Raw genomic sequence first — 15,270 nt, 5'->3', positions numbered from 1 at the left:
GCTCTTTTGCCCGGTCAGGCAGGGGCAGTCGGCGGGTGACGGCCGCCCGCCTCCATCGTAAGGCATGGCGCAGCGCGCGGGCATAGGGATCAACCCGAGTCCCTGCTGGTGCGCGCCGCCGGGCGGATTTACACATTGTAACCGGCACGCACACCATGTCCGCGGCATTGTATGGACAGCCTGCCGGGGGCGGCTGCCGCGCCGCGGACGCAGCAGCGGATTGCGGGCCCGGGCGCGATGGACGGTTGTCGGGGAACACGTGACGGAACTCCTTCGAACGGGAGCGTGCTTCAAATATAGTTCAGCAGCGAAGGCACGCGCCAGATCGCGTAACGGCGGGCCTTGCGACGAATAGTCATGGAGGACGGCGGTGGCATCATCTCCTGATGGCGTGATCTCGGAACTGCTGCAGGACGAGCGTCCCGCGGGCGGAAGGGAAGACCGCATCGCCGCCGCGCAGGCACGCGCCGCGGAACAAGCCGCTCTCGCCCGGCGCATGCGGCGGCGCGCAATCGGGCTGGGCATCCTCGCCTTCCTGTTGGCGGCCGCGGCCATCGCCGCGCTGGTCGCGCAGCAGGTCGCGGAGCTGCAGCGCCGCCAGCAAGCCGATGTCGTGCTGTCGCTCCAGCTCGTCGCCACGGCCTTGCGCCATCTCGACACCGACCCGGACCTCGCCGCGCGCGCGGCGTTCGAGGCGCTGCGACGCACCGGGGACGCCGCGCCCTTCGTGCGCGGCCAGGCCGAAGACGCGGCACGGCGCGCCCTCGACGCAAGCCGCCTGCGCCTGACGCTGCACGGACACGCGAACCGCGTGAATGCGATCGCCTTCAGCCCCGACGGGGCACTCATCGCGTCGGCCGGGCAGGACGGCATGGTACGCATCCGCAATGCCGCCGACGGCGCAGCGTCCGCCGAACTGCACGGACACGAGGGCGAGGCCCGCGATCTCGCCTTCGGCCCGGACGGGAAAACGCTCGCATCGGTGGGCGATGACGGTCGGATCATTCTGTGGGACGCCGCGCGCGGCGAACGGCTGCGCGAGCTGCCGCGCCAGCCGGAGCGCCTGAACGGCGTCGCGTTCGGGCGGGACGGGGAGATCGTGGCGACGGTGGGGATGAGCCCGGTCGTGCGGCTGTGGGACGCGGATACGGGCGGCCTGCTCGCAAACCTTACCGGCCACAAGGCCCCGGTGCATGCGGTCGCCTTCAGTCCCGACGGCCGGCACCTGGCGACGGCGGGCGACGATGCCGTGCTGCGCATCTGGGACCTGTTGAGTGGCCGGGCGCTGCATGTGCTCGAAGGCCATGCCGACACAGTCGTCGCGCTCGCATTCAGTCCGGATGGACGCTGGCTGGCGAGCGCGGGCGAAGACCGCCGGGCGCGCCTGTGGGATGCCGGCAGCGGCGCGCCGGTGCGCGAGCTGCCCGAACAGCCCGACGCCATCCGTGCCGTCGCCTTCAGTCCGGACGGCAGTCTGCTGGCGACCGCGGGTCACGACGGGTCGGCGCGACTGTGGGACACGGCAGGCTGCACGCGTCCGGCCGGCGAATGCCAGCCGCTCGCGACGCTCGCCGGGGAGGGCAACCCTGTGACCGACCTCGCCTTCGACACGGCCGGAGCACGGCTCGCGACGACCGGCGCAGACGGCAGCGTGAAGCTGTGGGACCTCGCCTTCGGCCACGCGGGGGCGATCCGCAGCCTCGCCTTCAGTCCGGACGGCAGGCGGCTCGCCACGGCTGCGGCCGGTACGGACGCCGCCGTGTGGGAAGTCGAAGGCGGGAAAATCCGGTACAGGCTCGCGGGGGAGGCGAGCGCCGCGTCGCGCGTCGCATGGAGCCCGGACGGCAGTCGCATCGCGACCGCGCAAGGCGACGGCACCGCAACGGTATGGGACGCCACCGGCGAGCGGCCGCCGCTCATGCTGCGCGGGCACGCGGGACGCGTGAATGGCATCGCCTTCAGTACCGACGGCCACCTCGTCGTCACCGCCGGACACGACGGCATGGTCGGCGTGTGGGATGCCGCCAGCGGAGCGCGACGGCTGTGGCTGCGCACCGGCGCGGCCCCGCTGAACTGTGTGATCTTCAGCCGCGACGGGCGCAGCGTGCTGAGCGCCGGTGCCGATGGCGCCCTCACGGAATGGAATGCCGCGGACGGCAAGCGGCTGCGCAGCCTGCAGGAGCGCGGCGACGAGATCCTCGACCTCGCGCTGAGTCCGGACGGCTCGCTGCTCGCGACCGCCGGCACGGACCGCGTCGCGCGCCTGTGGGGCCTTACGGGCGGAAAACCGGTGCGCAGCCTCGCGGGTCATGCGGGCGCGATCGGCGCGCTCGCCTTCAGCCCCGACGGCCGCCTGCTCGCGACCGCAGCGCGCGACCGCAGCGCGCGCGTGTGGGAGATCGCCAGCGGCGGCGAGCGGCTGGTGCTGCCGCCGCAGGATGGCGCCGTGAATGCCGTCGCCTTCTCGCCCGACGGGCGCCTGCTCGCGACCGGCGGCGACGGCAGGCGCGTGCATTTCCATCCGCTCGACCCGGGGCAAGTCGCGACGGCACTGCACGACCGCGTCGCCGACGGCCTCACGGACACGGAATGCGCGCGATACCTGAACCGCAGCCCCTGTCCGCCCTGAACCGCACTGCGTGCTAAGCTGGGCGGCCATGTCGGATTCATTGTTTGCGGAGCCAGAAGAACATGCCCAGCCTGCTGCCCCAACCCGATCCCGAAGGTCTGCTCGAATACTCGGTCGTGTATACCGACCGCGCGCTCAATCACATGTCGCAGCGTTTCCAGGGCGTCATGCACGACATCTCGCGGGTGCTGAAGACGGTCTATGGCGCACATGCGGCGGTCGTCGTGCCCGGCAGCGGCACCTTCGGCATGGAGGCGGTGGCGCGCCAGTTCGCGACCGGGAAGAAGTGCCTGGTGATCCGCAACGGCTGGTTCAGCTACCGCTGGACGCAGATCTTCGACATGGGCGGCATCCCGTCGCAATGCACGGTGCTGAAGGCGCGGCCCGTCGAAGCCGGTCCGCAGGCGCCGTTCGCGCCGGCGCCGATCGCCGAGGTCGTCGCGGCGATCCGCGAGCACAAACCTGATCTGGTGTTCGCCCCGCACGTCGAGACCGCGGCCGGGATGATCCTGCCCGACGACTATCTGCGCGCCGTCGCCGACGCCGTGCATGAGGTCGGCGGCCTGTTCGTGCTCGACTGCATCGCGTCCGGCACGATCTGGGTGGATATGGCCGCGTGCGGTGTCGACATCCTGATCAGCGCGCCGCAGAAGGGCTGGAGCGCGCAACCGTGCTGCGCCCTCGTGATGCTGAGCGAGCGCGCGCGCGAGCGGCTCGATGCGACGACCAGCACCAGCTTCGCGTGCGACCTGAAGAAATGGCTGCAGATCATGGAAGCCTACGAGAAGGGCGGCCATGCCTACCATGCGACGATGCCGACCGACGCGCTGACCGCGCTGCGCGACGTGATGCTGGAGACCGAGGCCTACGGCTTCGACAAGGTGAAGGCGGAACAGCAGGAGCTGGGCCGGCGCGTACGCGCATTGCTCGCCGCACGCGGCTTCCGCAGCGTCGCGGCGCCGGGCTTCGAGGCGCCGGGCGTGGTGGTGTGCTACACGGACGACCCCGAGATCCAGTCCGGGCGGAAATTCATCGCGCAGGGCCTGCAGACCGCCGCCGGCGTGCCGCTGCAGTGCGACGAGCCGGCGGACTTCCGCAGCTTCCGCATCGGCCTGTTCGGCCTCGACAAGCTGCATGCGGTCGAGCGCAGCGTGAAGTCGCTGGAAGCAGCGCTCGACGAGATCCGCACCGCGTAGCCGACACGGCCTGAGACGACCGCCGCTGAATTCCTTCCGGCCCGGGGAACTCTCCGAGTTCCTCGGTTACAATTCCGCCCGCATATAACAGGGGAATTGCATGCGGTTCGGAAAGGCAGGATCGAGGGGGTTCGGCATTGCGCCGATCGCGCTCGTCATCGTTCTGGTGGCCGCACTCGGTGGCTACTTCGTCGCTACGCGTGACCGGACGGGCGAGGACGCCGAGGCCGGCAGCGTGCCCTTCGAGGCGGTGGACGGCGCCCCGCGCGAGCTCGACGGATCGCCCGCCCTCGCACTGTCGTTCAGCCTGCCGCTCGACGCCCGCGGCGATCACGACAAGTTCCTGCAGGTGCTGGAGATGCCGTCGCCCGCCCACGCGGCAGAAGGGTCGTCGGCGGGCGTGCACTATGAAGAAGAGGAAGACGGAAGCACGACGGCCGGGGTCAGCAACGCGAGCAGCAGCGACCCGGCCGACACGGTGACCGAGGGCGGCACGCCGGTCGCGGGCGCCTGGGTCGTCGGCGAGAACCCGCGGCTGCTGTTCTTCCCGCACGTCAAACCGCAGACCCGCTACGTCGTGCGCGTGCTGGCCGGCCTGCCGGCGAAGGACGGCCGCAAGCTCGATGCGGAAGCGCGCTTCTCGATCCGCATGGGCACGGTCGCCCCGGCGTTCTACTTCGCCAGCCGCGGCATGGTGCTGCCCGCCGGGCAGAACGGTGGTCTGCCGGTCACGACCGTGAACGTGCCCGAGGTCGATATACAGTTCCTCAAGGTCAAGCCGGAACGCCTGTCCGAATTTCTCGACCAGGTCGTGGCCGGCCAGCCGTCCCGCGATGCGTCGGCCGGCGAGGAGGACGGCGAATCCGATGACGAGGAAGCGTACTACTACGGCGATTCGGGCACCCGCCTCAAGGGCGCCGTCGACGGCTGGCAACTCGACCAGCTGCACCGCCTCACGACCAGCGCCTTCATCGGGCGCTTCGTCACCGAACAGAAGTCCGACCGGCGCCGCGTGACCTTCATTCCCGTCGAGGACATCCCCGCGCTGCGCGAACCGGGCGTCTATGTCGCCGTGATGTCGCAGCCGAACCGCTTCCGCCACGAGTTCCAGACCACCTATTTCTACGTCAGCGATCTCGGCCTGCATGTGCGCCAGTACGCCGCCGGGGCCGACGCCTACGTGAGTTCGCTGGCCAGCGGCAAGGCCGTGAGCGGCGCCGAGCTGAGCTGGATCGACAGCGAGGGCAAGACCCTGGCGCGCGGCGAGACCGACGGCGACGGGCGGGCGAACTTCGCCGAACGCCCGAAAGGCGCGCGCGTGCTGACGGCCCGCAAGGGCGAGCACCTGTCGCTCGTCGCCCTGAAGGAGCCCGCGCTCGACCTCGGCGAATTCGACATCGCCGGCACGCCCTTCGTCCCGGTGCGCCTGTTCGCCTACAGCGGACGCAATCTCTACCGCCCGGGCGAGCGCTTCGACGTGTCGGTGATCGCCCGCGACGCCGACGGACGCACCGTGCCGCCGCAGCCGATCCAGGCCGCGCTGCGCCGACCGGACGGCAAGTTGCAATGGACCCGGACGTGGAAGCCGCAGGACCTCGACCCCGGCTACTACACCCAGGCGATCGAGCTGCCGATCGACGCCGCGACCGGCTCGTGGGCCCTCGAGCTGCGCACCGACCCGGCGGCCAGCACGGCCGCGGCGGTGATGCGCTTCGGCGTCGAGGAATTCCTGCCGGAACGCATGAAGCTCGACCTCGCGAGCACCGAGGACAGTCTCGCGGACGGCGCGAGCTGGCGCATCGACGTCAGCGGGCGCTACCTGTACGGCGCCCCCGCCGCCGGCAACAGCCTCGTCGGCGTCGTGAACACCGAGCGCAACCGCAATCCGCTCGCACACAAGCTGCCCGGCTTCGTGTTCGGCGATGCGGACGAGGATACGGTCAAATCGCGCACCGAGCTGTCGGAAACCGCACTCGACGACACGGGCAAGACGAGCGTCGACGTGGATCTCGAGCCGGTCGCCGGACGGCGCTCGCCCTTCACCGTGCGCGCCACCATCGGCCTGCTCGAGAGCGGCGGCCGGCCGGTCATCCGCAGCATCGAGCGCGTGCATTGGCCCGCGCCGGTGCTGGTCGGCGTACGCCCGCTGTTCGTCGGCGCCTACGCGCGCGAAGGCGCCGCGGCGGAGTTCGAAGTGGTGCGCGCCGACACCGCCGGCACCCTCAGGGCCGGCACCGCGCTGCCGGTGCGGCTGTTCCGCGAGAGCCGCAACTATTACTGGCGTTTCGACGACCAGCGCGGCTGGAACTCGGGCTTCACCGAAACCGATGAGCTGGTGTCCACCACGCAGGTGTCCATGCCCGCCGGCGGCCGCGGCAAGCTCGCGCTGCCGGTCAAGTACGGCCGCTACCGGCTCGAGGTGTTCGACCCGGAAACGCAACAGACCGCACGCTACCGCTTCTACGCCGGCTGGTACGCGCAGGACGACGAAACCCGGGGCGTGCGCCCGGACCTCGTCGCGCTGAAGCTGGACAAGGCGGGCTACGCCGACGGCGAAACGGCGCGCCTGACGATCACGCCGCCGCATGCCGGCGAGGCGCTCGTGACCGTCGAAGGCAACCAGGCGCTGTGGGTGCGCCGCCTGTCGATCGGCGCCGACGGCACGACGATCGACATCCCCGTGGACAAGGAGTGGAAGCGCCACGACCTGTACGTCTCGGTCATGGTGCTGCGTCCGGGCAGCAGCGGCGACACGGTCACACCGGCGCGCGCGCTGGGTCTGATCCACCTGCCGCTCGACCGCAGCCAGCGCAAGCTCGACGTGGCGCTCGAAGCGCCGCAGAAGATGAAGCCCGAGCAGCCGCTGAAGGTTCGCGTGAAGGTGCCCGAGGCCAAGGGCCAGAAGGCGATGGTCACGCTGTCCGCGGTCGATGCCGGCATCCTCAACATCACCGCGTTCAAGAGCCCCGACCCGTTCGGCTTCTTCTTCGCCAAGCTGCGCTACGGCGCCGACGCCCATGACGTGTACGGGCGCCTGATCGAGAAGATGGCGGGCGACAAGGGACGGCTCAAGTTCGGCGGCGACGCGGCCCCCAAGCCGACCAAGAGCCTGCCCAAGAAGGTGCGCTTGGTCGATCTCTTCAGCGGCCCGGTGGCGCTCGACGACAAGGGCGAGGCGGAGATCTCGCTGCCGGTGCCGGACTTCAACGGCAGCCTGCGCCTGATGGCGGTGGCGACCAGCGGCGAGCGCTTCGGCATGCAGGAGGCCGAGGTCGTCGTGGCGGCGCCGCTGGTCGTCGAACTCGCGACCCCGCGCTTCCTGTCGGTCGGCGACAGCGCCGTGCTCGCGATGGACGTGCAAAACCTCTCCGGCGCCGCCCAGGACGTGCGCATCAGCGTGACCAACGGCGACGGCCTCGTGATCCGGGCCGGCGAACAGCGCATTGCGCTCAAGGACCAGCAGAAGCGCATCCTGCGCATCCCCGTCGAAGCGGGGACGGCGCTGGGACTCACCGAGGTGCGCGTGCATGTCGAAAGCGACGCGGTGAAGCTCGACCGCAGCTTCCCGCTACAGGTGCAGGCACCGACGCCGCGCCAGTCGGTGATGAAGCGCGTCGTCGTCGCACCGGGCGAAACGGTGGAATTGCGTGACACCGAACTGGGTGGATTCCTCAAGCACAGCGTCGCTGCGACGCTGGCAGTATCCGACAAGGCGCCGATCGACGTGCGCAATGCTGTGCGCGGCCTGCTGACCTACCCGTACGGCTGCACCGAGCAGACGACGAGCACCGCCTACCCGCACGTGTTCATCGACGAGACGGCCGCGAAGCAGTTCGGCCTGAAGCCCTACACGCAGGCCCAGCGCGCCGAGATGCTCGAGAAGGCGATCGGGCGGCTGGCCGGGATGCAGGCGCCCAACGGCGGTTTCAGCCTGTGGGGCAACGTCGGCAACTACGAGTACTGGCTGTCGGCCTACGTCACGAACTTCCTGCTCGACGCGCGCGAACAGGGCTTCAATGTCCCGGCCGAGATGGAAAAACGCGCCGTCGAATTCCTGCTGAAGGGCCTGCAGGAGGGCGTCGCCGGCCTACCGCGCGAAGCGGTGAAATACAGCGCGGATTCGGTGTGGGCCGACCACCGCTACGCCGGATCGGGGCGCTTCGCGGTGCTCGCCTACGGCGCTTACGTCCTCGCGCGGCAGGGCAAGGCCCCGCTGGCGACGCTGCGGCAGCTGCACGAGTCGCAGGCCGCGGCGCACTCGGGCCTCGGGCTGGTGCACCTCGGGATCGCACTGAAGCTCATGGGCGACGAGGCGCGCGCGACCAGCGCGGTCGACGCCGGCATCCGGAAAGGCCGGCCGGACAATCACTGGTGGGGCGACTATGGCAGCAACCTGCGCGACTGGGCGCTGACGTACGTGCTGCTCGAGAAGCACGGCCTCAAGCCGGAAGGCCGCGAGAACCTCGTGAACCTGGTCGCCGGGGAGCTGGAGCGCGGCCGGCACCATTACCACAGCACCCAGGAAAAACTCGCGCTGTTCCTGCTCGGCCGCAGCTTCATGACCGGCGAAGGCGGCAACTGGACGGCCGAAACGGCCGGCGGCGGCAGGACGCAGGCGATCGGCGGCAAGGGCACGCAGTTCCTGTCCCTGTCCGCCGAGGACGTCGCCGGCGGCGTGCGCCTCACCAATACCCATCAGGAAAAGCTCTTCGCCGAGCTCGATCTCGCGGGCAACCCCGCGGCGATGCCCGCGGCGCGGCGCGATGCCTTCGACCTCAAGCGCGAGTGGTACACGCCGGACGGCCAGCCGCTCGGCAAGCGTCCGCTGCGCGTCGGCGAAACGCTGATGGTCCGCCTGCGCGTGTACACGCCCGGCCGCCACGCCAACGGCCTGGTCGTCGATTACGTGCCGGCAGGGGTCGAGATCGAGAATGCCAACATCGTGCAGGGCGAGCAGTCGGCGATGAACATCGCCGGGATAGACCCGCGCCAGGCGATGCAGGACGGCGCGATCCAGCACGTCGAGTTCCGCGACGACCGCTTCGTCGTCGCCGCCAGGCTGCGGGGCGAGATGAACTTCTTCTACCGCGTGCGCGTCGTCACGCCGGGGCGCTTCGTCGTGCCGCCGACCTACGCCGAAGACATGTACCAGCCGCACATCTACGGCTTGGCCGGGGGCGAGGAAACGCTGCAGATCAGCGACGGAAGCAGTGGCGGAAGCAGCGACGGGGCCGGCAACGGGCAATGAGCCACCGCCTGCGCCTTGCGCTCGCGGCGGCGCTGGCCCTGCTGCTCCTGGCGGACCAGCTCTTCCCGCCGCCCCTCCCCGGGCGCGCGGCACCGCATGCGCAGGTGGTGCTGGCGCGCGACGGCACCCCGTTGCGCGCCTTCCCCGACCGCACCCACATCTGGCGCCATCCCGTCCGTGAGGACGAGGTGTCGCCGCGCTACCTCGAGGCCCTGATCGCCTACGAGGACCGCTTCTTCCACTGGCATCCCGGCGTGAATCCGCTGGCGCTGCTGCGCGCCGCGGGACAGTGGGCGACCAGCGGCCGTGTCGTTTCGGGCGGCTCGACGCTGACGATGCAGGTCGCGCGCATCCTCGATCCGACGCCGCACACGCTGCGCGGCAAGCTGCGCCAGATGGCACGCGCGCTGCAGCTGGAACTGCGGCTGTCCAAGCGCGAGATCCTCGAGCTCTACCTCGGCTATGCGCCGATGGGCGGCGTGCTCGAAGGGGTCGAGGCGGCCAGCCGGGCCTATCTCGGCAAGCCCGCGGCACGCCTGACCGAATCTGAGGCCGCGCTGCTGACGGTGCTGCCGCAGGCCCCCTCGCTGCTGCGCCCGGACCGCTATCCCGAACGCGCGCGGGCGGCGCGCGACAAGGTGCTGGCGCGCATGGCGCCGCACTGGGGCGCCGAGCGCGTGCGCGAGGCGCGCGAGGAGCCGGTGATCGCACAGACGGTACGCGAACCCCTGCTCGCGCCGCTGTTCGCCGAGCGCGTGCGCCGCGAGCGCCCCCGCCAGCCGCGCGTGGAGACGACGCTGGATGCGGGCATGCAGAGTATGGTCGAACAGCTCATCGCATCGCGGCTGTCGGTGCTGCCGCCGCGCGTGTCGATGGCGGCGCTGGTGGTCGACAACGCGACGCTGGAAGTGCTCGCGTACGCGGGCTCCGCCGACTTCGCCGACGAGAGCCGCTTCTCGCACGTGGACATGGTGCGGGCGATGCGCTCGCCCGGCTCGACGCTGAAGCCCTTCCTCTACGGGCTGGCGCTCGACGAGGGCCTGATCCATTCCGAATCGCTGCTGGCCGACGTACCGCAGTCATTTTCCGGCTACCAGCCGGGCAACTTCCAGGCGAACTTCAGCGGCCCGGTCGGCGTGTCGCAGGCGCTGCAGAAGTCGCTGAACGTGCCGGCCGTGGAGGTGCTGGACCATCTCGGGCCGCAGCGCTTCGTCGCGCAGCTGCGCCGCGGCGGCCTCAGGCTCGAACTGCCGCGGGGCGCCGGGCCCAACCTCAGCGTGATCCTCGGCGGCGCCGCGACGAGCCTGGAAGGCCTGGTCGGCGCCTATACCTCGTTCGCGCGCGGCGGCATCGCCGCCCGGCCGCGCTACGCGCAGGACGCCCCGCTCGAGGAGACGCGCATGATGAGCGCGGGCGCGGCCTTCATCGTGCGCGACATCCTCGAATCGGGCGGGCCGCTGGCGCGCGCGGTCGAAGGCGGGGTCGGCGTGCGGCGCGGCATCGCCTTCAAGACCGGCACGAGCTTCGGCTTCCGCGACGCCTGGTCGGTCGGCGTCAGCGACCGCCTGACGGTGGGCGTGTGGGTCGGCCGCCCCGACGGCACGCCCAACCCCGGTTTCTTCGGCGCGAACATCGCCGCGCCGCTGCTGATCGACGTTTTCGCCGCGGTCGATGGCGCGCCGCCCGGCCCACGCGTCCCGCCCGAGGGGGTATCGCAGGCAAAGATCTGCTGGCCGCTGGGCACCTGGAGCGCGGACCTCCCGCCCGGGCTGTGCCACGAACAGCGCACCGCCTGGATCCTCAACGGCGCCGCGCCGCCGACCTTTCCCGACCGCCTGCGCGGCGGCACGCCCCGTTACACGGACTACCGCGACGCGGAAAGCGGCCTGCGGGTGCGTGCCGGCTGCGCGCCCGGCGAGATGCGCGCGGTGGAGATGGCACGCTGGCCGGCCGCGCTCGAACCCTGGCTGGACAGCGGGACCCGACGACACGCCCTGCCCCCCGCATGGGCGCCGGCGTGCAAGGATGCCGTCGCGCCCGAGGCGGGACTGAAGATCGTCGGCGTCACCGACGGGGAGACGATACGTCGCGCCGGCACCGGCCCTGCCCCCGAGCTGCGGCTGGAGGCCCGCGGCGGGCAAGACACCCTGACCTGGCTCGTGAACGGCGTGCAGGTCGGGCGCGTGGCGGCCGGCCGGTCGCTGCTGTGGAAATTTCCCGTCGCCGGCCCGTACCGGATCACGGCGCTGGACGAAGCGGGCCGCTTCGACAGCGTGGAGATCAGCGTCCGCGAGTGAGGCGCAGCCTCAGCCGTGCGCGCGCTGCGCGAAGTACGCGAGGTTCATGCGCGGATTGAGGTAATCGACGATTTCGCGCGGCAGCCCGCGCGGCTTGAGCACGGCGTCGATCGTGACCTCGTCGGAGTCGGCAAGGCTCAGCACCAGCGCATCGCGGCGCGGCACGCCGGGTTCGTACACCAGCACGGTCGGCTTGAGCGTGTTGCCCCGCGTGACCGCAACGACGATCGCGATCGAGCCGGTCGACAGGCGCACGAAGGAGCCGGGCGGATAGATCCCCAGCTCCTTGATGAAGGTCGACAGCATGAAGGCGTCGAAATGCGCGGCCTCGCGCGCATACATCTGCGACAGCGCTTCCGCGGGCGTCAGGGCCTCGGCGAGCGAATGGGGATTGCACAGGTTGTCGTAGCGGTTCGCGATCGCAACCATGCGCGCGAGCGGGTTGATGTCCGGACCCTTGCGGCCGGCCGGGAAACCGCTGCCGTCCACGCATTCGTGATGTTCGCGGATGATCGCGCACACCGAGGACGAGACGTGCTTGCCGACAATCTGCAGTCCGTACTCGCCGTGCATGCGGTAGAGGGACTCTTCCGGGCGGCTGCGTTCCTTGGTGCGCAACACGATGGGATTGATCCGCTTGGCGCCGATGTCGTGCAGCAGCGCGCCCATGCCGGCCGCTTCGAACACCTCGCGCTTCAGCCCCAGGCCCTTCGCGAGGATCATCGTCAGGATCATGACGTTGAGCGCGTGCTGGTTCGTCGCATCGTCGCGCTTGCGCGAGGCGACCAGCATCACGGTCGCGCCGGGGTCGTCGAGGAAGGTCGATGTGAGCTCTCCGACCATGGCACCGGCCAGTGCGGTGGCCGCCGCGGGCTCGCGCAGCAGGTCGGCGATCAGGTTCCGGGTCGAATCGACGCATTGCCCGTAGGCCTTCTCGCAGCTGCGGATGAGTTCGCGCTGCTCCGCCATGCGTGTCGCGCCCTGGCGCTTGGCCGCGATCAGGGTGCCGCTGTCCGGTCCGGGCGCCGCTGCGGGCGGCGCCGGCGGGGCGCCTGCCGACTCGCGCGGCGCGACCGCCGAGCGGGCGGGATCGTAGGCGATGCGGGGCAGGCCGAGTTCGCGCAAGGCCCGCAGCTGCTTCTCGCTGTTGATGCGGAAGGAATTGACCAGGAAGGGGTGGTCGAGCCAAGGCATGTCCAGCGACACGAACATGCCTACCTGCAGTTGTTCGACGCCGACTTTCGGGAGTGGGTCCGGCATCTTGTTACATCGGGCGACGGCTCGGGAAGCGGCTGTTTCCGCCAGCCGGATGCGGAACGGCAGGGCGGCCGGAAACCGGTCGCGCGCGCCGTACCCGCATCATAAACCCAATTGCACTAACGGATTCCGCCGGGCGCCTACTTCAGCGCCGCGAGTGCCGCCGCGTAGTCCGGTTCGTCCTTGATCTCGCCGACGAGCTGCGAGTACAGCACCTTGTCATTGGCATCGAGCACGACAACGGCACGGGCGGTGACGCCCGCGAGCGGGCCGGAGGCGATCTCGACGCCGTAGTCCTTCATGAAGTTGCGCCCGCGCATCGTCGACAGCGTGACGACGTTCTCCAACCCTTCGGCGACGCAGAAGCGCTTCGACGCGAAAGGCAGGTCGGCGGAGACGATCAGCACGACGGTGTTGTCGAGCTTGCCGGCTTCGGCGTTGAACTTGCGCGTCGAGGTCGCGCAGGTGGGGGTGTCGAGGCTGGGGACGATGTTGAGGACCTTGCGCTTGCCGGCATGGTCGGCGAGCGTCACGTCCTTGAGGTCCGCGCCGACCAGCGACAGCGGCGGGGCGGTGTCGCCCTTCTGCAGGAATTTGCCGGCGACTTCGATCGGGTTGCCACCCAGGGTCACGGTACTCATAAGTACGTCTCCTCCGTTGAGATGTCGGGGCCGGCGGCGGGCGCCGGCTTTATCCGATCAGTCTAGTCGGGAACAGCGCGCAGGGGAACCGCGCGGACGGAGGGGTCTTCGCGGAAGGCGGCCGAGGGGCGCGCCTCCCGCATGCGGCGGATCAGGGATGGCCCGAACGGCCGGCCTTGACCTCGTCGTACCAGTGCTCGTGATGCTCCTTGGCCCAGGTCTCGTCCACGTAGCCGGTCTTCATCGACTGGTACGCGCCTTCGACGCCTATCGTGCCCATGTAGATGTGGCCCAGCGACAGGGCGATCAGGAGGATCGCGCCGACGCCATGGATGATGTTCGCGAGCTGCATCGTCGCGCGCGTCTGGCCGAAGTTGGGGAAATCCATCACCAGGCCGGAACCTGCGACGATCAGGCCGAGGAAGGTCACGCCGATCCAGAACCAGGTCTTTTCGCCGAAGTTGAAGCGCCCCGAGGGCACGTGCTCGCCGCTGGCGATGCCGCCGGCCTTGCGGATCCACACGCTGTCGATCGCCTGCCACACGTTGTCGCGCAGGAAGGCGAGGATCATCACCAACGTGAACACGCCGAACACCGGGCCGAGGTAGTTATGCACGGTCTTGCCCGCCCACAGCAGCCCGCCGAGCACCGCGTTGCCGAACACCGGCTCGATGAAGTGCTTGCCGAACAGGATGCACACGCCGGTGAGGCCCAGCACGACGAAGCTGCCGGCGGTGCCCCAATGCACGAAGCGCTCGAACCGGTTGAAGCGCTGCATCCTGCGCCCGGTCGGCGCGCCGTGCAGCTTGACCGCGCCCTTGACCGCGAAGAACAGCCCGATCGCGGTGGGCACGACCAGCAGCAGCACGCCGCCCCAGAAGGTCATGGGACCGTTGCGCCACTGGCGCCACACCTGGCCTTCGGTCTGGATCAGCACGCCGGTTTCGGGGCCGCGCACGGTGGTGAAGTGCGCCTCGCCGGAACGCACCTCGCGCCACATCGGGGCGTTGTTGAGCGGCTGCGCCTGCTGGCGCTCGACCTGTGCTGCGGCCGGATCGGCCTGCGCCTGCGCCGACCCGCTGCCCAGCATGAACAGCCACACCACCAGCGCCAGCAGCAGCCCGAAGCCGCTGCGCCGTCCGAGGATTGTGCTCATGGCCGCCTCCTCATTCGACACGCTTGTATTCGTTCTGCGCGCGGATGCGGTCGCGTTGGGCCTGCTCCCAGGCCCCCTTGTCGCCCTTGAACGTTCCGCCCTCCCACGGCCGGGTGTCGGCCTTGCCGGCATATTTGCCCTGTTCGTACTTGCCGACCTGCGGCTGCTCGCCGCAGCCGGCGAGAAGGGCGGCCGCGAACACGGCGGCAATCACGTACGCAATGCGCGCTTTCATTTCGCCCCCTCCTTTTCCTTGCCGTAGGCGGTCATCCAGCCCCAGGCCTCGACGCCCTTGCCGCGGCGCAGGACGCGGTCGCGGAAGATATCGGAGATCTCGGTCGCATCGCCGGCGAGCAGCGCCTTGGTCGAACACATCTCGGCGCACAGCGGCAGCTTGCCTTCGGCCAGGCGGTTGCGGCCGTACTTGTCGAACTCGGCCTGCGAGCCGTTCTCCTCGGGGCCGCCGGCGCAGAAGGTGCATTTGTCCATCTTGCCGCGCGCACCGAAAGCCGCCGGGCCGTTGGGGAACTGCGGCGCGCCGAAGGGACAGGCGTAGAAGCAGTAGCCGCAGCCGATGCAGCCGTCCTTGTCATGCAGGACGACGCCTTCCTCGGTCTGGTAGATCACGTTGGTCGGGCATACCGCGATGCACGGCGCATCGGCGCAATGCATGCAGGCGACCGACATCGAGCGCTCGCCCGGCACCCCGTCGTTGATCGTGACGACGCGTCGGCGGTTTACGCCCCACGGCACCTCGTGCTCGTTCTTGCAGGCGGTGACGCAGCCGTTGCACTCGATGCAGCGCTCGGCGTCACACAGGAATTTCATGCGTGCCATTTGTTTGTC

The 15,270-nt window shown here is 70.1% G+C and carries 9 protein-coding genes; 4 read left to right on the top strand and 5 right to left on the bottom strand.

The genetic code is table 11. The features are described from left to right. Window positions 1–370 precede the first annotated feature (370 nt). From AzCIB_RS00330 to pbpC, 4 genes are all read left to right on the top strand, one after another. Window positions 371–2,629, top strand: coding sequence for a WD40 repeat domain-containing protein (locus AzCIB_RS00330; protein ID WP_157058391.1), 2,259 nt, complete (start codon window positions 371–373; stop codon window positions 2,627–2,629). 62 nt (window positions 2,630–2,691) lie between these two features. Next, on the top strand, window positions 2,692–3,825 hold the full coding sequence (locus AzCIB_RS00325; protein WP_050414060.1) for an aminotransferase class V-fold PLP-dependent enzyme: 1,134 nt from the start codon (window positions 2,692–2,694) through the stop codon (window positions 3,823–3,825). A gap of 100 nt (window positions 3,826–3,925) precedes the next feature. Next, on the top strand, window positions 3,926–9,073 hold the full coding sequence (locus AzCIB_RS00320; RefSeq protein WP_050414059.1) for an alpha-2-macroglobulin family protein: 5,148 nt from the start codon (window positions 3,926–3,928) through the stop codon (window positions 9,071–9,073). After that, window positions 9,070–11,370, top strand: coding sequence for a penicillin-binding protein 1C (gene pbpC, locus AzCIB_RS00315; protein ID WP_050414058.1), 2,301 nt, complete (start codon window positions 9,070–9,072; stop codon window positions 11,368–11,370). Before AzCIB_RS00320 ends, pbpC begins: the two co-directional genes overlap by 4 nt. A gap of 9 nt (window positions 11,371–11,379) precedes the next feature. On the opposite strand, the gene AzCIB_RS00310 is transcribed toward pbpC, so the two are convergent. The 5 genes from AzCIB_RS00310 to fdh3B all read right to left on the bottom strand — a co-directional run bounded on the left by AzCIB_RS00310 (window position 11,380) and on the right by fdh3B (window position 15,261). Further along, window positions 11,380–12,630: an HD-GYP domain-containing protein gene (locus AzCIB_RS00310; protein WP_050414057.1), complete on the bottom strand. Its 1,251-nt coding sequence runs from the start codon at window positions 12,628–12,630 to the stop codon at window positions 11,380–11,382. A gap of 137 nt (window positions 12,631–12,767) precedes the next feature. After that, on the bottom strand, window positions 12,768–13,268 hold the full coding sequence (gene tpx, locus AzCIB_RS00305; protein WP_050414056.1) for a thiol peroxidase: 501 nt from the start codon (window positions 13,266–13,268) through the stop codon (window positions 12,768–12,770). Window positions 13,269–13,419: 151 nt separating this feature from the next. Then, on the bottom strand, window positions 13,420–14,424 hold the full coding sequence (locus AzCIB_RS00300; RefSeq protein WP_050414055.1) for a formate dehydrogenase subunit gamma: 1,005 nt from the start codon (window positions 14,422–14,424) through the stop codon (window positions 13,420–13,422). Window positions 14,425–14,434: 10 nt separating this feature from the next. After that, window positions 14,435–14,659, bottom strand: a complete 225-nt coding sequence (locus AzCIB_RS00295) for a hypothetical protein (RefSeq protein ID WP_050414054.1) — start codon at window positions 14,657–14,659, stop codon at window positions 14,435–14,437. Further along, on the bottom strand, window positions 14,656–15,261 hold the full coding sequence (fdh3B, locus tag AzCIB_RS00290; protein WP_050414053.1) for a formate dehydrogenase FDH3 subunit beta: 606 nt from the start codon (window positions 15,259–15,261) through the stop codon (window positions 14,656–14,658). Before fdh3B ends, AzCIB_RS00295 begins: the two co-directional genes overlap by 4 nt. Window positions 15,262–15,270 lie beyond the last annotated feature (9 nt).

Source organism: Azoarcus sp. CIB, assembly GCF_001190925.1.
Lineage (GTDB): Bacteria > Pseudomonadota > Gammaproteobacteria > Burkholderiales > Rhodocyclaceae > Aromatoleum.
The sequence above is the reverse complement of the archived record's forward strand: the minus strand, read 5'-3'. Positions and strand labels throughout refer to the sequence as shown.